The sequence below is a fragment of the Bacillus sp. EB106-07-01-XG149 genome, from assembly GCF_058791555.1.
Genome location: NZ_JBYTDP010000005.1, coordinates 239,649 through 259,375, shown reverse-complemented (window position 1 = coordinate 259,375; position 19,727 = coordinate 239,649). Strand labels below are relative to the sequence as shown.

The 19,727-nt window shown below is 38.3% G+C and carries 23 protein-coding genes, 1 tRNA gene and 1 pseudogene; 8 read left to right on the top strand and 17 right to left on the bottom strand.

Going from position 1 to position 19,727, the window contains the following annotated elements; translation table 11 throughout:
* Positions 1-34 precede the first annotated feature (34 nt).
* The 15 genes and pseudogenes from eno to AC3WTA_RS20970 all read right to left on the bottom strand — a co-directional run bounded on the left by eno (position 35) and on the right by AC3WTA_RS20970 (position 13,442).
* On the bottom strand, positions 35-1,330 hold the full coding sequence (eno, locus tag AC3WTA_RS21040; RefSeq protein WP_000103948.1) for a phosphopyruvate hydratase: 1,296 nt from the start codon (positions 1,328-1,330) through the stop codon (positions 35-37).
* Positions 1,331-1,360: 30 nt separating this feature from the next.
* Positions 1,361-2,890 carry a 2,3-bisphosphoglycerate-independent phosphoglycerate mutase gene (gene gpmI / locus AC3WTA_RS21035; RefSeq protein ID WP_492333010.1) on the bottom strand — a complete coding sequence of 510 codons (1,530 nt, stop codon included), beginning with the start codon at positions 2,888-2,890 and terminating at the stop codon, positions 1,361-1,363.
* Positions 2,887-3,642, bottom strand: a complete 756-nt coding sequence (gene tpiA, locus AC3WTA_RS21030; protein WP_001231043.1) for a triose-phosphate isomerase — start codon at positions 3,640-3,642, stop codon at positions 2,887-2,889. The genes gpmI and tpiA overlap by 4 nt, the downstream gene beginning before the upstream one ends.
* Before the next feature lie 32 nt (positions 3,643-3,674).
* Complete coding sequence (locus AC3WTA_RS21025) at positions 3,675-4,859, bottom strand: phosphoglycerate kinase (RefSeq protein WP_001036333.1); 1,185 nt, start codon at positions 4,857-4,859, stop codon at positions 3,675-3,677.
* A gap of 139 nt (positions 4,860-4,998) precedes the next feature.
* The gene (gene gap / locus AC3WTA_RS21020) at positions 4,999-6,003 is read right to left on the bottom strand and encodes a type I glyceraldehyde-3-phosphate dehydrogenase (protein ID WP_000161234.1); all 1,005 of its coding nucleotides are present in this window, start codon (positions 6,001-6,003) and stop codon (positions 4,999-5,001) included.
* A gap of 26 nt (positions 6,004-6,029) precedes the next feature.
* Positions 6,030-7,058, bottom strand: a complete 1,029-nt coding sequence (gene cggR, locus AC3WTA_RS21015) for a gapA transcriptional regulator CggR (RefSeq protein ID WP_001258183.1) — start codon at positions 7,056-7,058, stop codon at positions 6,030-6,032.
* Between the two features lie 135 nt (positions 7,059-7,193).
* Positions 7,194-7,439 (bottom strand): glutaredoxin family protein, encoded by a 246-nt coding sequence (locus AC3WTA_RS21010; protein WP_000869735.1) that lies wholly within the window; start codon positions 7,437-7,439, stop codon positions 7,194-7,196.
* A gap of 9 nt (positions 7,440-7,448) precedes the next feature.
* A complete protein-coding gene (gene rpoN, locus AC3WTA_RS21005; RefSeq protein WP_000647950.1) occupies positions 7,449-8,756 on the bottom strand; it encodes an RNA polymerase factor sigma-54 in 1,308 nt (435 codons plus the stop codon).
* Between the two features lie 272 nt (positions 8,757-9,028).
* Entirely contained in the window at positions 9,029-9,325 is a 297-nt protein-coding gene (locus AC3WTA_RS21000) for a hypothetical protein (RefSeq protein WP_001226875.1), read from the bottom strand.
* A 419-nt stretch (positions 9,326-9,744) separates the two neighbouring features.
* Complete coding sequence (locus tag AC3WTA_RS20995) at positions 9,745-10,020, bottom strand: hypothetical protein (protein WP_000380119.1); 276 nt, start codon at positions 10,018-10,020, stop codon at positions 9,745-9,747.
* Between the two features lie 37 nt (positions 10,021-10,057).
* Positions 10,058-10,627, bottom strand: a complete 570-nt coding sequence (locus AC3WTA_RS20990; protein ID WP_000708219.1) for an imm11 family protein — start codon at positions 10,625-10,627, stop codon at positions 10,058-10,060.
* Positions 10,628-10,666: 39 nt separating this feature from the next.
* Positions 10,667-11,227, bottom strand: a pseudogene (locus AC3WTA_RS20985) (AHH domain-containing protein); the annotation flags it as partial.
* A 421-nt stretch (positions 11,228-11,648) separates the two neighbouring features.
* Entirely contained in the window at positions 11,649-12,629 is a 981-nt protein-coding gene (locus tag AC3WTA_RS20980) for a tyrosine-type recombinase/integrase (RefSeq protein ID WP_000821432.1), read from the bottom strand.
* A gap of 228 nt (positions 12,630-12,857) precedes the next feature.
* Positions 12,858-12,933: transfer RNA gene (locus AC3WTA_RS20975), tRNA-Arg, on the bottom strand.
* A gap of 155 nt (positions 12,934-13,088) precedes the next feature.
* Positions 13,089-13,442 (bottom strand): YxeA family protein, encoded by a 354-nt coding sequence (locus AC3WTA_RS20970; RefSeq protein WP_000722241.1) that lies wholly within the window; start codon positions 13,440-13,442, stop codon positions 13,089-13,091.
* 205 nt (positions 13,443-13,647) lie between these two features.
* On the opposite strand from AC3WTA_RS20970, the gene AC3WTA_RS20965 reads away from it, so the two are divergent.
* From AC3WTA_RS20965 to clpP, 8 genes are all read left to right on the top strand, one after another.
* Positions 13,648-13,854 carry a DUF1657 domain-containing protein gene (locus AC3WTA_RS20965; protein WP_000216166.1) on the top strand — a complete coding sequence of 69 codons (207 nt, stop codon included), beginning with the start codon at positions 13,648-13,650 and terminating at the stop codon, positions 13,852-13,854.
* Positions 13,855-13,947: 93 nt separating this feature from the next.
* Positions 13,948-14,433 (top strand): YhcN/YlaJ family sporulation lipoprotein, encoded by a 486-nt coding sequence (locus AC3WTA_RS20960; RefSeq protein ID WP_001228534.1) that lies wholly within the window; start codon positions 13,948-13,950, stop codon positions 14,431-14,433.
* 29 nt (positions 14,434-14,462) lie between these two features.
* Positions 14,463-14,939, top strand: coding sequence for a stage V sporulation protein AC (gene spoVAC, locus AC3WTA_RS20955; RefSeq protein ID WP_000095399.1), 477 nt, complete (start codon positions 14,463-14,465; stop codon positions 14,937-14,939).
* Positions 14,940-15,956, top strand: coding sequence for a stage V sporulation protein AD (gene spoVAD, locus AC3WTA_RS20950; RefSeq protein WP_000938954.1), 1,017 nt, complete (start codon positions 14,940-14,942; stop codon positions 15,954-15,956).
* Positions 15,953-16,303: a stage V sporulation protein AE gene (spoVAE, locus tag AC3WTA_RS20945; RefSeq protein ID WP_000575918.1), complete on the top strand. Its 351-nt coding sequence runs from the start codon at positions 15,953-15,955 to the stop codon at positions 16,301-16,303. Before spoVAD ends, spoVAE begins: the two co-directional genes overlap by 4 nt.
* An 11-nt stretch (positions 16,304-16,314) precedes the next feature.
* Positions 16,315-16,521, top strand: coding sequence for a DUF1657 domain-containing protein (locus AC3WTA_RS20940; protein ID WP_000215919.1), 207 nt, complete (start codon positions 16,315-16,317; stop codon positions 16,519-16,521).
* A 20-nt stretch (positions 16,522-16,541) separates the two neighbouring features.
* Positions 16,542-17,411, top strand: coding sequence for a DUF421 domain-containing protein (locus AC3WTA_RS20935; protein WP_000018937.1), 870 nt, complete (start codon positions 16,542-16,544; stop codon positions 17,409-17,411).
* A 241-nt stretch (positions 17,412-17,652) separates the two neighbouring features.
* A complete protein-coding gene (gene clpP, locus AC3WTA_RS20930) occupies positions 17,653-18,234 on the top strand; it encodes an ATP-dependent Clp endopeptidase proteolytic subunit ClpP (RefSeq protein WP_001049163.1) in 582 nt (193 codons plus the stop codon).
* 247 nt (positions 18,235-18,481) lie between these two features.
* Here the strand turns inward: clpP and AC3WTA_RS20925 are convergent, their stop codons facing one another.
* The gene (locus AC3WTA_RS20925; protein ID WP_000250305.1) at positions 18,482-18,730 is read right to left on the bottom strand and encodes an HPr family phosphocarrier protein; all 249 of its coding nucleotides are present in this window, start codon (positions 18,728-18,730) and stop codon (positions 18,482-18,484) included.
* 23 nt (positions 18,731-18,753) lie between these two features.
* Positions 18,754-19,704 (bottom strand): DNA-binding protein WhiA, encoded by a 951-nt coding sequence (gene whiA, locus AC3WTA_RS20920; RefSeq protein ID WP_000006568.1) that lies wholly within the window; start codon positions 19,702-19,704, stop codon positions 18,754-18,756.
* Positions 19,705-19,727: the final 23 nt, after the last annotated feature.

The window sequence follows — 19,727 nt, the reverse complement described above, 5'->3', positions numbered from 1 at the left end:
GTGATTTCTCACGGTCTGTCGTTATTTTCTACAATTATCGTTTGATGTTGTAGAAAGATTTGATACCATCGTAAACAGCGATTTCGCCTAGTTCATCTTCGATACGTAGTAATTGGTTATATTTAGCAATACGGTCAGTACGGCTCATAGAACCAGTTTTGATTTGGCCAGCGTTAGTTGCAACTGCGATGTCAGCGATTGTAGCATCTTCAGTTTCACCAGAACGGTGAGATACAACTGCTGTGTAACCAGCACGTTTAGCCATTTCGATAGCTTCGAAAGTCTCAGTTAAAGTACCGATTTGGTTAACTTTAATTAAGATTGAGTTAGAGATACCTTTTTCGATACCTTCAGCAAGTTTTTGAGTGTTAGTTACGAATAAGTCGTCACCAACTAATTGTACTTTATCACCGATACGCTCAGTTAATAATTTGTGACCATCCCAGTCGTTTTCGTCTAAACCATCTTCGATAGAGATGATTGGGAAGTCTTTGCAAAGCTCTTCGTAGAAATCAACCATTTCTGCAGAAGTTAAGCCAGTACGGCCTTCGCCTGCAAGGTCATATTTACCAGTTTCTTTGTTGTAGAACTCAGAAGAAGCAACGTCCATTCCTAAGAATACGTTCTCGCCAGCTTTGTAACCAGCTTTTTCGATAGCTTCGATGATTACTTCTAATGCTTCACGGTTAGAACCAAGGTTTGGAGCGAATCCACCTTCATCACCTACTGCAGTGTTAAGACCTTTGTCATGTAATACAGCTTTAAGTGCATGGAATACTTCAGCACCCATACGGATTGATTCTTTGAATGTTGGAGCACCAACTGGTAAGATCATGAACTCTTGGAAGTCTACGTTGTTATCAGCGTGAGAACCACCGTTGATGATGTTCATCATTGGAGTTGGTAATTGTTTTGCATTGAATCCACCAAGGTAACGGTATAATGGAAGACCTACGAAGTCAGCTGCTGCGTGAGCTACTGCCATAGATACACCAAGGATAGCGTTAGCGCCTAGTTTACCTTTGTTTGGAGTGCCATCTAATTCGATCATAGCACGGTCGATACCAGCTTGGTCAGTTACGTCGAAACCAACGATTTCTGGAGCGATTGCTTCGTTAACGTTGTTTACTGCATTTAGAACACCTTTACCAAGGTAACGAGATTTGTCACCGTCACGTAATTCTACTGCTTCGTGCTCACCAGTAGATGCACCACTTGGTACGATAGCGCGTCCGAAAGCGCCGCTTTCTGTGTAAACTTCTACTTCTACAGTTGGGTTACCACGAGAGTCAAGGACTTCGCGAGCATAAACATCAATAATTGTTGACATAATAAATTCTCTCCTTTTTATATAAGCAAATTATTTAATAATTGTTTTACCTGTCATTTCTTTCGGTTGTTCCACATTTAAAAGCGTAAGCATTGTTGGAGCGATATCTCCTAAAATACCACCTTCACGAAGCTCTACATCATTTTTTGTAACGATGAAAGGAACCGGGTTAGTTGTATGAGCTGTCATTGGTCCACCATCAGCAGTTAACTCCTGATCAGCATTACCATGGTCAGCAGTAATAAGTGCTACACCATCTTTTGCAAGAATCGCTTCTACAACTTTTCCTAAACATTCGTCAGTTGCTTCTACTGCTTTAATTGTTGGTTCCATCATCCCAGAATGGCCAACCATATCACAGTTTGCAAAGTTAAGAATGATAACATCATGTTTATCATTTTCGATTTCATTTACTAAAGCGTCCGTTACTTCGTAAATGCTCATTTCAGGTTTCAAGTCATACGTTGCAACCTTCGGTGAGTTAATTAAAATACGCTCTTCTCCTGGGAATTCAGCCTCACGACCACCACTAAAGAAGAATGTAACGTGCGGATACTTTTCAGTTTCCGCGATGCGAAGTTGCTTTAATCCCGCTTGCGCAACAACTTCACCTAATGTGTTATCAAGGTTCATTGGCTTGAATGCCACGTAACCATCTACAGTTTCACTGAAATGTGTCATACAAACGAATTCAGGAATGTGAGGTACTTTTTCACCACGATCGAACTCACGGAAGTCTTCGTTTGTAAATACACGAGCAATTTGAATTGCACGGTCTGGACGGAAGTTATAGAAGATAACTGCATCATCATCATTGATTGTTGCAACTGGCGTGTTATCTTCGTTAACAATTACAGACGGCAATACGAATTCATCATAGATACCGTTCGCATAAGAGTCTTCTACACACTCTTCTGCTGATTTATAAGTAGGGCCTTCACCATTCACCATAGCACTGTAACATTTTTCTACGCGATTCCAACGCTTGTCACGGTCCATGGAGTAATAACGACCAGAGATAGTCGCGAATTGTCCTACTCCTGTTTCTTTAATTACTTCATTTGTTGCATCGATATAACCTTTTGCTGTTTGTGGTCCAACATCGCGGCCGTCTAAGAATGCATGGATATAAACTTTCTCCACGCCTTCTTTTGCTGCTAAGCGAAGAAGAGCAAACATATGGTTCATGTGACTGTGCACACCACCATCAGAAAGTAAACCGAATAAATGAAGAGCAGTACCTTTTTCTTTTACGCTTTTAATTGCATTTTGGAAAGTTTCGTTCTGATCGAACTCACCTTCACGAATTGCAACGTTTACGCGTGTTAAGCTTTGATATACGATGCGGCCAGCACCGATATTTAAGTGACCAACCTCAGAGTTACCCATTTGACCTTCTGGAAGACCTACTTCCTCACCACAAGCTGTAAGCGTTGTGTGAGGGAATTTGTTCCAGTAACCATCAAAATTAGGTTTCTTAGCTTGTGCTACAGCATTCCCATGAGTTTCTTCACGTAGTCCGAAACCATCAAGAATGATTAAAGCTGTTGGCTTTCTCATTTTACCGCCCCCAGAAGACCTAAGAACGAAGCAGGCTCTAAGCTAGCACCGCCAACTAAAGCGCCGTCGATGTCAGATTGTGCCATATACTCTTTAATGTTTTCTGGTTTTACGCTACCGCCGTATTGAATACGAACAGCTTCTGCAGCTTCTGTAGAAACAGCTTCTGCAACAACTTTACGGATGTGCGCACATACTTCGTTTGCATCTGCAGAAGAAGAAGATTTACCTGTACCGATAGCCCAGATTGGCTCATAAGCGATAACAGTTGCTTTAACTTGCTCTTCTGTTAAACCTGCAAGTGCTTTTGTCACTTGACCTGCTACTAGATCAAATGTTTTTCCGCTTTCGCGCTCTTCTAAAGTCTCACCACAACATACGATTGGTGTTAAACCATGTTCAAATGCTGCAAGAGTCTTTTTGTTTACTGACTCGTCTGTTTCAGCAAACATTTCACGACGCTCAGAGTGGCCAAGTACTACGTAGCCTACTTTTAAGTCGCTAAGTGCTACTGGGCTAATTTCACCAGTGAATGCACCATTTTTTTCGAAGTGCATGTTTTGTGCACCTACTTGTAAATCAGTTCCTTCAGTTGCTGCTACTAAACGCTCTAAGAATAGAGCTGGAGAGCAAACTACTGCATCAACAGCTGAAGCTGCTGGGATTTGACCTTTAACTTCCTCTACGAAGCTAACTGCTTCAGATAGAGTTTTATTCATTTTCCAGTTACCTGCGATAATTGGTTTACGCATGCTTTGCACCGTCCTTTTTCTTTGGCTGCTACTTATTTGTCGTTAAGACAAACTACACCTGGAAGCTCTTTACCTTCCATGAATTCTAATGACGCACCGCCGCCAGTAGAAATGTGGCTCATTTTATCAGCCATACCGAATTTTTCAACAGCTGCTGCAGAGTCACCACCGCCGATAACAGAGTATGTATCTTCTGCATCTGCTAATGCTTGTCCTACTGCTTTTGTACCTTCTGCGAATGGAGTCATTTCGAATACACCCATTGGTCCATTCCATACAACAAGCTTAGAATTTTTAATTACATCTGCATAAATTTCACGTGTTTTAGGACCGATGTCCACGCCTTCCCATGTAGAAGGAATAGAGTCGATACCTACGATTTGAGTTGTTGCAGTTTCAGAGAATTCCTCTGTGATTACAACATCAACTGGCATGTAGAAGTTTACGCCTTTTTCTTTTGCAAGTTGCATAAATTCTTTAGCTAGTTCGATCTTGTCGTCTTCACATAGAGATAGACCAATTTCATGACCTAAAGCTTTAACGAATGTGTAAGCAAGTCCGCCACCGATGATTAAGTTATCTACTTTGTCTAATAGATGACGAATTACACCGATTTTATCTTTTACTTTCGCACCACCAATGATAGCTGTGAATGGACGTTCTGGGTTAGAAAGTGCTTTTCCAAGTACATCTAACTCTTTTTCCATTAATAATCCAGATACTGCTGGTAGGTAGTCTGCGATACCTGCTGTAGAAGCGTGAGCACGGTGAGCTGCACCGAATGCATCGTTTACGAAGATATCAGCAAGAGCTGCAAATTCTTTCGCAAGTTCTGCATCGTTCTTTTCTTCGCCCGCATAGAAACGTACGTTTTCAAGAACTAATACGTCGCCTTCGTTCATTGCTGCAACCATTTCTTGTGCAACTGGTCCGAATGCTTCGTCTGCTTTTTTAACATCTTTACCAAGAAGCTCGCCTAAACGTGCTGCTACCGGAGTAAGACGTAATTCTTCTACTGCTTGACCTTTTGGACGGCCTAAGTGACTTGCTAAAATAACTTTCGCACCTTGCTCTACTAAATATTGAATTGTAGGAAGAGCTGCACGGATACGAGTTTCATCTGTAATTTTGCCTTCTTTCATAGGTACGTTGAAATCAACGCGGCAAAATACACGCTTACCTTTTAAATCTACGTCACGAATTGATTTTTTGTTCATTGGATTTCCCTCCGACTACTAGTTAGGATTGACAAAACCCACTCAAAAGCTTAACACATTTGCTTTTAAAACGAAAGAAGAGAGAGAGGGAACAAACCCTCTCCCTCGTTTTGTCATTGATTACTTATATAATTAAGAATTAAAGACCTTTAGAAGTCATGTATGCTGCTAGGTCTACTACGCGGTTAGAGTAACCAGTTTCGTTATCGTACCAAGAAAGTACTTTAACCATGTTACCTTCCATTACCATTGTAGATAATGCATCGATTGTAGAAGAAGCTGTACATCCGTTATAGTCGATAGATACTAATGGCTCTTCGCTGTATCCAAGGATACCTTTTAATTCGCCTTCAGCTGCTGCTTTGAATGCTGCGTTTACATCTTCAACTGTTACTTCTTTGTCAAGTTCAACAACTAAGTCAACAAGAGAAACGTTAGCAGTTGGAACACGTACAGCGCCACCGTTTAATTTACCTTTAAGTTCTGGTAATACTAATGCTACAGCTTTAGCTGCACCAGTAGATGTTGGGATCATGTTTTCAGCTGCTGCACGAGCACGACGTAAATCTTTGTGTGGTAAGTCTAAGATTTGTTGGTCGTTAGTGTAAGAGTGAATTGTTGTCATCATTCCGCGTTTTACGCCGAATTTTTCGTTTAATACTTTAGCGAATGGAGCTAGACAGTTTGTAGTACAAGAAGCGTTAGATACTACGTTGTGGTTAGCTGCATCGTATTGTTCGTGGTTAACACCCATAACTACAGTGATATCTTCGTCAGAAGCTGGAGCTGAGATGATAACTTTCTTAACTGATCCACCTAAGTGTTTTTCAGCGTCTGATTTTTTAGTGAAACGGCCAGTAGATTCTACTACTACTTCTACTCCGTAGTCGCTCCATGGTAATTGAGCTGGGTCACGCTCAGCGATAACTTTAATTTCTTTACCGTTAACAACGATGCTGTTTTCGTTAGCAGATACTTCTGCATTTAAAGTTCCGTGAACTGTGTCATATTTTAAAAGGTGAGCTAATGTTTTAGCATCTGTTAAGTCGTTGATTGCTACTACTTCTACCTCAGAGTTGTTAAGAGCTGCGCGGAATACGTTACGTCCGATACGTCCAAATCCATTAATACCAATTTTAGTCATTTGAATTTCCTCCTTGGGGGATTATATTAAAGGGTAATACCCTTTGTTAACTGTTTTGCTGCACCTTCATCTGTAATTAGAATTGAAGTGTGCCCTTGTTTAATTACAGCCTGTATTGCCTTTGCCTTTGAAGAACCTCCAGCGACTGCAACAACGTGAGATACATGTTGTAAATCCTCAAGTTGCATACCAACTGTTCTTACTTTATGAACAACATTTCCTTGTTCATTAAAGTAGTAACCGAAAGCTTCGCCTACTGCTTCGCTTGCTTGAATCTTTAACCAATCTGCTTCTGAAGTATTTCTGCGACGTGCCATTGTTAACGCATCACCTATTCCATGAATGACGATATTGGAAGATCGAATCAACTCAAGAACTTCTTTCACGGAAGGCTCTGTCACAATAGACGCATATGCTTCGCTACTAACATGGTCTGGAACATACAATAAGCGATAATTACTCATCGTATTTTGCGCCATCTTGGCACAAATGGTATTGGCTTCTAATTCGACGCCCTCTCCAATTCCACCACGCGCTGGGACAAATAGCATATGTAAATCTTTGCAATCAAGCTGCATCATGTCCGCAGCAGCAGCTAGCGTAGTTCCTCCAGCCACAGCAACGATATTATTCGCTGTCAGACGGTCTTTTATACAAGTCACACAAGCACGGCCCATCTCCAGTTTGACCCAAGGTGATTCATCACTATCACCAGGGACAACGAAAACTTCATCCAAGTCTAATGTTTCCTTAAGTTGCTTTTCTAAAACCTTTAACCCGGAAATTTCTTTCATAAAGTCTTCCAAAGCAAGAACTAAAGCTGTTCCTTCTTCTGTCAAAGTCATTCCAGAAGAAGCGACGTGAACTAAGTTTTGTTCTTTCAAAACTTGAACTTCACTTCGCAATACTCGTTCTGTCATACCGAGACTTGCTGACAAGTTTCTTCTTCCAATCGGCTGCATGAGCCTAATGTATTGAAGAATTTGCATTCTCGTTTGCATAACAGGTAGCAGATCAGGTAATAATTTTTTTGTGTTCTGAATCCATGAGCGCATATCTTTTCTCCTCACTACATTGGTTCATTTTTCCTCGTGGTCACCTTACGTCCCGTAGTGACATTTTGTGTCCCACATAGGTTAAAAAAATAATCCCTGCTACGTGTATTATTGTAACAGGAGATAGAAACTTATTCAACTCTTAACTGCATTGTTTATATAGTTTATTATGACACCTTTGTGAATGTTACCATATTCTACCTGTTTCCCGCCTATTTCTACAACCGGAATCATTAAATGATACTTCTCCAAAAGGTCATTATCTTCATATATATCTATTTCCTCGATTTGAAAAGAATATTCATATTGTACTTCCTGTAAAACTTGTTTCGCCTGCACGCAAAGGCCACAATCTTTTTTTGTATACAGTACAACTTTCATATTCTTCACCTATCCGATCGTTTTTCGTAATGACGACGCTGGAATGTGCATTTGTTCTCTATACTTCGCCACTGTTCTTCGAGAAATAATGATTTCATGCTCTTCTTCTAATAATTTTGAAATCTTTTGATCTGAAAGTGGCTTTTTCTTATTCTCTGCCTCAACAAGCTTTTGGATAAATCGTTTCACACGCTTTGTAGAAACTGCTTCATCCTCAGTAGTCGAAACAGCATTACTAAAGAACGATTTCATCTCAAATAAACCGTGTGGTGTTTGCACATATTTATTTCGCGTTGCACGACTAATTGTAGATTCATGCACACTTAACTCTTCCGCTACCTCTTTTAAAGCAAGCGGTTTTAAATATTCTGGACCTTCCCAGAAGAAATCACGTTGTTTTTCCATAATAATAGTCATCACTTGCAGAAGCGTTTGTTTTCTCTGTTTTAAACTGCGCATAATCCACTGCACATGCTGATACTTTTCTGATACGTAAGATGCTACTTCACTTTCACTATTATTCAGAAGCGCACTATACTCAGAATGAATTTCAATTCTCGGCATATTTCTCTCGTTCATTTGTAAAACGAGACGATCACCATCTTTTTTCACCGCCATATCAGGCACAATATAAAGTGGTTTATCAGAAGAAAACGCAAGACCTGGTTTCGGCTGTAATGACGTAATACAGTTCACCGCCGATTGCAATTCTTCATTACTACACTTCAACACTTGAACGAGCTTTCGCCAATCTTTCTTCACGAAATAAGCGAAGTGATCCTCTATAACCTCTTCCGCTAATCCATTCCGTCTTTGTAAGCGCTTCAATTGCAAAGTTAGACATTCCTGAATATTACGCGCTCCTACCCCTGCTGGCTCAAGTGATTGGACAAGCTCTACAGAGCGGTCGACTACATGGATCGGTGCGGAAAGGAGCTCCGCTAACTCTTCGTTCGTTTCTTGTAAATACCCATTTCCATCCATGTTCATAATAATGAAAGAAGCTAATTTTCTCTCTTCTTCATCTATTTTATAATACTGTATTTGATTTAATAAATGTTGTTGAATCGTTGTTGAATCCACACTGTAGATTTCCATCTGATTCTCGACTTGTTTGCTGGTACTTTTACTGTTGTTAGAGCTCTTTTTCTTCTCCCTCTCAAAACCACCTAACTCAATAAGGGGATTCTCTAACGATTGCTCATACAAAAACTCCGATAATTCTTGTACATTATACTGGAGCATTGTAATCGCTTGCCTTAACTCTTGTGTCATTGCCAAACGTAAGCTTTGTTCTTGTAAAAGACTTGCCTTCAAACTAATCTCCCCCTTGTTTCTATTGTACAATAAGTTTGGTAAAAGGAGAATGCTATCACAGACACCCATTCCAAAATATTATTAATTTATATGTATTAATGAGATTTACAACTTACAACCGAAATTTGAATAATATTGAAAGAAAATAATAGCGCGATAAAAATTATTACCACATACTAATAGTAAATCTTATTATCAGATATAACAACCATTAATAAAAAAGGTCTGCACTTATATTTGTAAGTGCAGACCTTTTTATGCAGATAGATTCATTATGCTTCGTTAAATATAACATCCCCTTCTTCAGCAGGCCATTCACCTTCTAATTCCATTTCGTCTAACATCATTTCAGCCGTAAAGACAATCGCTATTAAATCCTTATGGTAGTCTCCGCTAGGCAAATAGTGACTAGGTCCAAAACAATCCCTATCAATTTCTTTATAGTGCAATTCCATATTTAACATGAATTTCAACATCTCATCGCCTGTAATTTCACCAGAATCAGATACAGCAACGGTTCTACGTTCGTTATCCCCTAAAATGCTTAAATATCCACTAATTTTACGCACCTGCAATCCCCTCATACTATAAGTTTTAGATAATTTTAGTATAAACTCATTACAAAATTAACAGAAGAACCTTGTAGGGCCATAACAAAAACCCCCTATACACGATTATTTCTAATCACATACAAGAGGTTGTTTTAAATTTACTATCTATTTTCAACACGTAACACCAACAATACATAACGCGCCCAGAGGGATTCGAACCCCCGGCAGACGTGGTACCGGAAACCAAACGGTAACGGTTATGTAAAATTATCAGTAAAATCAAGGTTTTACCTTGCATGTAATTTAGAAATGATTTTTTTTGACATGAACATACAACGTTATGTATGCTAAACTATTTCGATTATAAATCGCTTACGTACTTTTTTCAATATTAATTTCATTTCTTCTATTGTTTCACCTTTATTTTAAAATATAAATTAATGCGTAGACGATTGATGTTTCTCAATCATTGCTAATGGAATTTGAACAGTTCCATAAGAAACCCCACAAGTGAAGATATGCCCTATCATATTCATTATAGCTTCATGTTTTTCTGTTTCAGTTCTAGACTTATTATTAAGTATCGTATCTATCATTTCTTCACATTGTTTATATTTAACCATTGCTTTAGCTTGAATCTGTTCAAAAATTTCTTTCTCATTCCCCTCATAATTGTCTAACATTCTTAGGATTTCTGAAACTTTTGTGTCCATGCTGTTAACTCCTATCAGTTATTTTAAGGACTTTCTTTTACATGTCCGCTTTTGAATCCCATACCTCTACAAATTCAAAGCCTTTTAAATCACTCTCTAAAACTGCATTTCTAAATTCATCTGATACCAACAGATAGTTCGGATGAATTTTTTCATTTATATACAATTTAAAAATCGTTTCATTTTGAACAACACTAGGAATAAATACAAATTTTTCACAGCCTATTATTAAACCTGAACTTAACTTTTCAAATATTGTATTATTAATATCAAGTGCATTTAATACACGTAAAACATGAATAGCATAGTACTTTTCGTTTGTTGTTTTATGAATTAATGGTAAAAATTCAACATTATTGCCTACTAAGGGTTCTAATACTCCTTTAGCTTTCTCACTAATTATTTGTACACCAGATTTCCCCCAAAAAATAGGACAATCACTTTGATACCCTTCATCTATAATCTCAATAAATTTAACTGTCCATGAATCTGACAAACTTACTTTGGAATTAAAATCGTTTTTAAAATATTTCTTGTCCTCTTCATAATTTAATAATTGAAAAGTTTGATAATCATCAGTTGAACTTTTTAATCGCCAAATTTTCATATGTATATTCTCCTTTACAATTTGTTAACTGATATATAATTATTTCTTTGGTTCATTTAATCTTATCTTACCTTCTAATAAATCTTGTCTTATTTTGTGTAAAACTTCAGCTACATCAGCTTGAGTACCACCCATTTCCATAACACTATTTAGTCGTTCTGTTACTTCTCTTATATACTCTTTAGAATGACTACCTATATGCAATACTTCAGTGGTCACATAATCATTCACTTTATACGGTAAAAATACCCCATTAACAGCAGCATCATGGTGTATTCCAATCTCTTTTAATAATTCCTGTACTTCCACAGCCCTACCATCATTCCAAGGTACAATATGATGTGCCGCATTAGGATACGGTGGTGGTTCAATTCCTGCTTCTTTAAGTTCTGCACGCAATTTTTGAGATGCTGTATACGAATCGGGATACTCATTTTTTACATCTACTTTATCAAGAACCTTATCTGCGTAATCTTGGATTACCTCTTGTACATCTTTAACTCTAGTTTTTCCACCAGTTTTGGAAAATATAAATGTATCACGGGCTTCTTGTAAAGCTTCAAAAGTTTTTATCTGATTACTTCCAAAGCCACTAGCACCGTAATGCTAACGATAACCACCCGAACCTTTTAGGGAATCGTCCCTGGGCAAGTTCTCGCCCTCCCTCAATAGAAGAACAGGATTCCAATGAGGGGTGCTGTTTTTGTAGGCGTATACTCTGTACCCCCTGCACGACCAACAGCTAGCCACGCCGTAACACGTTCCCGCTAAATAGATGTATGCAGCACGGAATTACAGCTTATCAGTTTTTATTTACGTGGTATCAGGCAATTCCACGTTCGGAATTACCACACACCAACGCCACTAATCACCTAAAAAAGGCAATAAGAAACTAGACCTCTTGCATTATATTTTTCAAAAATTTATAATGGAGGTGCTGAATGTACGGAATATCCGTTATTTAGTTTTGAATTTGAATTGTTTTGAGTCTCCGATTGCCGTCGGGGACTTTTTCTTTGTTCTAAACCTCTAAATTATCGTTATCACTAGCCTTCATATATTGTTCAACTACGTGAGTATCTGAATAACTTAAATACACCTGTGTAGTCGATAAATCACTATGACCCAAAATAAGACTTAACGTCCTTATATCCCCACCATTCTTTAAAAAATTAACAGCAAAAGTATGGCGTAAACTATGTGGTGAACATCTACATTCTTTATTCAAACCAGCTTGCTTCCCATAGTAATTCATTCTTTTACGTATATGGTCGTATTTTAAAGGTTCACCAAACGAATTAACGAATACAGCAGTTCCCAACCCTTCAAAATACTCTCTTGTTTCTGTTACTAGTTGGGCCAACTCATTTTGAACCTTTTTAGACATTGGAATTACCCTACTTTTTCGGTTCTTGTTTTTTCTACCAGGCAATAAAATAACGCCATTATCAAAGTCAACGTCATTGATGTCTAATGTATTGACTTCGTTGATACGCAAGCCACATTTAAGCATTACCAGCATAGCTACATAATCTCTATAGCCCGCATAAGAAGTCTTATCAATCATCGCGAATAGGCGTTTTATTTGATTGTCGGTCAAAGTATAAATTTTTTGTTCATCTACCTTTAACTTTCTAACACCCAACACAGGATTATTTTCAATAACCGTTTCTTTTTCCAAACGATTAAAAATTGCCCTAATAGCAGATAAGCGAATATTAACTGTCACAGGCGATAACTTTCTTTCTTTTAGCAGTTGATTCACGTACTTCCTTATATCCTCTTTCGTAACATCTGTAATTAACTGCCGGTCAATTATCTTAATAAACTCCGTCCAAAACATTCTATAATCGCTTATAGTACGTTCTCTGTACCCTTCGGCTACATAAATGTCCATTACACGTTCTAAAGCCCTATTAACAGTAATAGATGGCTTATATAGGACAATATCCGTATCAACATCGCGACGTTTTCCAATAGCACGCCTTTTAATTCTTTTCATAACGAAAAAACCCCCTGTACACGATTATTTCTAATCACATACAAGGGGTTTCCCTAGATTTACTATTAATTTTCAACACGTTCTTCACGCTGTTGAGTGCTGCTTACTTAATACCGTAATTCTTTCCGTTTTGGAATAGAACGTGTCATAGTAACGCTAAATGTATGACGGTTATCCAAAGTATTTCTTAAAAGAATGTAGATATAGCAAGACTTTAACGATAAATAACGCACCCAGAGGGATTCGAACCCCCGGCAGACGTGGTACCGGAAACCACCGCTCTATCCGACTGAGCTATGGGCGCATGATTATAAATTATACTCTATTTTCTCTTCATAATAATAGCAATAAAAACCATTTAAATCAATAAAAACTCTTTGATAGCACATTATATATAAGCTATTTTCTACATAAAAACGCCCCCTAATTTCTACATTTAGGAGGCAATTCTTACCCATCTTATTTATCTAATTTCTCTTTAATCTCTTTTGGGATTTCATTAGGCTGTACTTCTTGATATGTTTCAATATATTCCCCTTTCGTTTTAACCTTTACATATGCTCCCTCTCTAAGCCCACGGGGTGCATAAAACTTAACGTCTCTTCCTTCACCTGAAGCGTAATAACCAGTAAGTTTATAGTCTCCAGCTACCTTACCTACTCTGGATAGTCGACCCGATTCTTTCGCTTTTACATATACAAAGTCCTCTTTTACAAGCGGATTATACCTATCTGTTATCTCATTATGAGAAAAGCTTGCCACACCAATAACTAATATAAATATTCCAATTAAACCTAATAATATTTTTTTCATTTTTCTCTCCTTAAAATATCCTTCTAACTTGTTTTACCTTCTTTATTCTAGGAGAAATAGTTTTTTTCCACTATCGCTTATCCTTACATATTCATTACAAAATTGTAATTTAAACATGATACATCCCTAAAATTCCCAATCATAAATTCACCCCAACTCACAAATTATAATCTTTGAATTGATATTCCAAAGGGGGCTTCATTCAATGACTGTAATTACAAAACTAAAGCAAACTGTTTCTGGATTAAAAAGTGCACAAGCTAGCTTGGAGGGATTCGCTCTTGATACGGATAACCAACAAGCGAAGCAACTTTTCCAAACAGCTGCGCAACAAACGCAAACGATTATCGATTCTTTAAACCCACGCGTTGAAGAAGTCCAACAAGAAGAACCACAATACTCACAGCAATAACAGATTCGTCATGCTGTGAAATAGAAAAAGGATGATATGCAGTCATCCTTTTTCTATCACATTACATATTGCAATAGAAATGGAATGATAATCATGCGAAAACTCGGCCTCATAACCGCTTTATTTGCCCTTCTATGTAGCTCTTTTGCCGGATGTGATAATAGTCCCTTAGATAAAAAAGTGAAAGAAGAAGCAAAACGAACGGAGAAAGAAAAAAGTCCCAAATTAACAAAGACGAGTACGGAATCCTTTAATCAATCTATATCACAAGGAGCCAAGAAAAGGGCTCTCGCTATGGATGAAATTATAAAAAGCACAGCAGTGAATTCAAATTTAGATCTCTACATAGCAGTTCTACCTGAGCATCACGAAAGGTTTGGATTAAAAGCTTTGCGTAAGAAGCTTCAAAAGCAACTAAGTGATGAACATCCTACTTTCGATGTTCGTGTAAGTACAGATAAAAAAATCTTTATGTTACTCGAAAAGCTTGAGAGCAAAATTAAGAAAAAAGAAGTATCTAAAGACGAGATCAATAAGCAATTAAAACTCATTGGGAAAAAAATGGAGTCTAACACTTAACGCTTTTTAATAGAAAAGGAAGGATCGCAATGTCTAGTAAAGATAAGAACTTAACCCCTGTGCAACAAGAGTATAAAAAATTCGAGCAAGAACGCGAACCGAAGCGCCCTGTCTTGAAAAATTGTATTAAAGCCTTTTTCGTCGGTGGTTTTATTTGCTTCATCGGACAACTCATTTCTACGTTTTATATCACATATTTTGATTTCACTGAGCGTTCAGCAGGAAATCCAACAGTCGCAACTCTCATTTTCATTTCCATGTTACTAACTGGATTCGGTATATACGATCGGTTTGGACAGTTTGCTGGAGCAGGCACAGCTGTACCTGTCACTGGATTTGGTAACTCTGTTATTGCCGCATGTATCGAACACCGAACGGAAGGGTTCGTCCTTGGTGTTGGCGGTAACATGTTTAAATTAGCTGGATCCGTTATTTTGTTTGGTGTATTTTCGGCTTTCGTCATCGCACTTATTAAAACGATTCTCGTTCAATGGGGAGGGCTATAAATGTTACAAGGACACCGAACGTGGGTATTTGAAAACAAACCAGTTATTATTTCGACAGGAGTCGTTGGCGGGCCGTTTGAAGCGAAAGGGAAAATCCCAGAAGACTTCGATATCCTTCATGAAGATTTATGGCTCGGACAGGATTCCTATGAAAAAGCACATAAAATTTTATTCGAAGAAGCTTGTAGCCGAGCTACTGAAAAAGCAGAACTTCGTAAAGATGATATCCAATTCGTACTTGCAGGAGATTTAATTAATCAAATTACTCCTACAAGCTTTGCTTGTCGTACACTCGGCACTCCTTATCTTGGATTATTCGGTGCTTGTTCTACTTCTATGGAAGGTTTAGCACTTGGGGCAAGTATCGTAAATGCAAAAGGTGCAAAATATTTATTAACTGGGGCATCAAGCCATAACACCGCGGTAGAAAAACAATTCCGCTATCCAACTGAATACGGCGGTCAAAAGCCTCCTACCGCACAATGGACAGTAACCGGGGCAGGCGCGGCTATTTTAAGTGACACTGGACATGGTCCTAGGGTAACATCTGCAACAATCGGACGAGTGGTTGATATGGGACTAACGGATCCGTTTAATATGGGCGGTGCGATGGCTCCAGCTGCCGTCGATACAATTGAAGCCCACTTGCGCGAACGCCAAATTGATGCCTCTTACTACGATTTAATCGTAACAGGCGACCTAGGACATGTCGGACGCGAAATTGCTTATGACTTACTACATAAACACGGAACAAAAGTGACAAGCGAACAGTTTCAAGATTGCGGGCTACTCATCTATAGAGAAGGACAACCTGTCATAGCTGGTGCTAGCGGACCAGGATGTTCTGCAACAGTTGTATACGGTCATTTATTAAACCGAATGAAAAGAGGAGAGTTCAAAAAAATACTTGTCGTTGCGACAGGCGCTTTACTATCTCCACTTACATTCCAACAAGAAGAAACGATTCCATGTATCGCTCACGCCGTTTCGATTGAATTTGGAGGTGCAACGCAATGATTTTTTTCTGGGCTTTCGTCATCGGCGGACTCATATGTGTAATTGGCCAACTTATGTTTGATGTTGGCAAGCTAACACCCGCTCATACAATGGCAACACTCGTTGTTGCCGGTGCTATACTGGACGGATTCAACCTGTATGAACCATTAATCGACTTTGCTGGAGCCGGGGCAACTGTACCTATTACAAGTTTCGGTAATGCCCTCGTTCACGGCGCAATGGAAGAAGCTGCAAAACACGGCATCGTCGGTGTCATTACGGGAATGTTTAAAGTAACAAGCGCTGGTATTTCTGCTGCTATCATATTCGGATTCATTGGTGCATTACTATTCAAACCGAAAGGATAAGAGGTGTTTGTATGACAGTTATCGCTAGCGTTAAAACCTGCCTTGCTAGTGTAAGGGGCGCTCAAGCAAGTTTAAGCTCCCTTTCACTAAATTCTACAGATAACGAAGCAAAACGCGTATTTCATGAATGTATGTTAGAAATGGACAGCATCATCGCTGATTTACAGAATAGAGTTTCAGTATTAGAACGCGAAGAACCTCAATATAAAGGGTTTTAAGTAGACTGGAGGAAATGACTATGTCTCACCTGCCGGAATGGACACTTGTCATCCTTCGCTCTGTATTCATATTAATTATTTTATTCACTATTACAAAATGCTTAGGAAAAAGACAAATCTCTCAACTTTCCTTTTTTGAATACATAGCGGGAATGACAATCGGTGATATCGCTGCTCAAATATCTACAGGGCTTGATCAAAAGTTTTTCCATGGTGTCTTTGCCATACTTATTTTCGCCTCGGTACCTTTTTTCGTTGGAATTCTTTCCTTAAAAAACAAAACTGCTAGAGACTTTTTTGAAGGAAAGTCTACCGTTTTAATAAAGGACGGCAAAGTACTTGAGGATAATTTAAAGAAAGAGAAATATACAAGTGATGAATTACTTGAACTTCTTAGAGGAAATGGTGCATTCAGTATAGCTGAAGTCGAATTTGCTGTCTTAGAACCGAGCGGAGAATTAAATGTATTATTAAAGAAAGATTCTCAGCCACTTACAGCAAAAGACATCGGGTTAAAAGTACCAAATGAAAAAGAACCGCAAACTGTTATTATGGATGGCAATGTCTTAGATGAACCTCTATCCTCTAGTGGACATAACCGTGCTTGGTTACATTCTGAACTAGAAAAGCTCGGTGTTGTTATTGAAAATGTCTTTCTCGGTCAAGTGGATTCATACGGACAACTTACTATCGACATTTATAATGACAAACTACAAATGCCTTCTCCTCAAAACAAGCCTTTATTATTAGCATCTTTAAAAAAATGTCATGCTGATCTTGAACTATTTTCCCTAGAAACAAAGTCGAAATCAGCAAGCGAAATGTATAGTAAAAACGCAAAACACATCGAAAAGATTTTAAATAAAGTAACCTATCTTTTAAAAGATTAGATATCGAAAGAACGCTTCAGTAAAAAGGCGTTCTTTTCTTTTTGTATGCAGCTTTCATGACGTTTAAATTTATGTAATTCGGTTATGATGTTGAAGATACATAAGCAGGGAATTTCAAAAACATAGCGAATAATTCATGGTACAACTACATATTTTTTTGATTTAAAGTGGTTTCGTTTGACCTTTATTGACCATAATTGTATTATAAGACTAAGAAAGCTTTAGAAGGAGGAAATAACAGATGAATTTAATTCCTACAGTAATTGAACAAACAAATCGTGGAGAACGCGCTTACGATATTTACTCTCGACTATTAAAAGACCGCATCATTATGCTTGGTAGTGCAATTGATGACAACGTAGCTAACTCAATCGTTTCCCAGCTTTTATTCTTGGAATCTCAAGATCCAGAAAAAGATATTCACATCTACATCAATAGCCCTGGTGGTTCTATCACAGCAGGTATGGCAATTTACGATACAATGCAATTTATTAAACCACAAGTATCAACAATCTGTATCGGTATGGCTGCATCTATGGGTGCATTCTTACTTGCAGCAGGTGAAAAAGGAAAACGTTATGCACTTCCAAACAGTGAAGTAATGATTCACCAACCACTTGGTGGAGCACAAGGTCAAGCGACTGAAATCGAAATCGCTGCAAAACGTATCCTATTCTTACGTGAAAAACTAAACCAAATTCTTGCTGACCGCACAGGTCAACCACTTGAAGTACTACAACGCGACACAGACCGCGACAACTTCATGACAGCTGAAAGAGCTCTAGAATACGGCTTAATCGATAAGATCTTTACAAATCGTTAATACTTAAAAGCGGAAGCGGCTCGTTCAGAATCGCAGGACGATGGAGCCCCTGATTCCGAGGCGCTTTTTGCCTCGAATGAAGGGGCGAAACGACCGGAGATTCTAGCCGCTGGAGCTGGATACATTTAAAGCGGAAGCGCCCTATAATAGGGCGCTTTTTTATGGTCAAACCTCCGCACGTGCATACCCCCACAGACAAACACCAAACAACAAAACAAAAAAGCTATCGCACATGCGCGATAGCTTCTTATTGTATATATGCAGCTAATGCTTCTAAAGCTTCTTCTGCATCTGAACCTTCTGTTGTAATTGTTATCATGCTACCAGTTCCAATTGCTAAGCTCATAATCCCCATTATGCTCTTTGCATTCACTGTCTTTCCATCTTTCTCGATGAAGATATCCGCATGAAAGCGATTGGCCTCTTGTACAAACAACGCAGCCGGACGTGCTTGTAAACCGTTTTTTAATGAAACCTTAACTCGTTTTTGAACCACAGCTCCATTTCCCCTTTAACCTCTTATTTTTTTGCTACCGTTTCCCCCGCGCGTAATTTCTCTGCAATCTCATCGATTTTACGCAAACGATGATTAATACCCGATTTACTAATTTTCCCCCCGGATACCATCTCGCCTAACTCTTTCAATGTTACATCTTGATAATCTCTTCGTAATTGTGCAATTTCTCGCAGTTTATCTGGTAATATATCAAGACCAACCGTCTCATCAATATAACGGATATTTTCAATCTGCCTTAGCGCTGCACCAATTGTTTTATTTAAATTGGCTGTTTCGCAGTTCACTAAACGATTTACTGAATTACGCATATCGCGAACGATTCGAATGTCTTCAAATCTTAAAAGTGCATTATGAGCGCCTATAATATTTAAAAACTCCGTAATCTTTTCTGCTTCTTTCAAATACGTAATGTACCCTTTTCTTCTTTCCAACGTCTTACTATTTAAATCAAATCCGTTCATCAGTTCACATATAGCATCATTATGTTCCTTATATAACGAAAAGACCTCTAAATGATAAGATGATGTTTCTGGGTTATTTACTGAACCACCTGCTAAAAATGCACCACGTAAATACGATCGTTTACAACATTTCTTCTCAATCAATTCTTGTGATATATTTCGGATAAACGAAAAGTCGTCTCGAACAATATGAAGATCAGCTAATATTTCGCGAGACTTCTCAACAAGCCGCACAATATATACATTATTTTTCTTCAATCGCATTTTTTTACGAACAAGTAATTCTACCGTCACGTCATATCCTTTTTTCAAAAGCGTATAAATCCTTCTTGCAATTGCCGCATTCTCCGTTTGAATATCGATAGATAGACGACGGTTTGAAAAAGAAAGCGATCCGTTCATTCGAAGTAACGCTGATAATTCTGCTTTCTCACAGCATTCCTTCACCTCAAGATTCGTTAGCTCTTTCTTTGTTTCTGATGCAAATGACACAGTCAACACCTCCTTATACGATT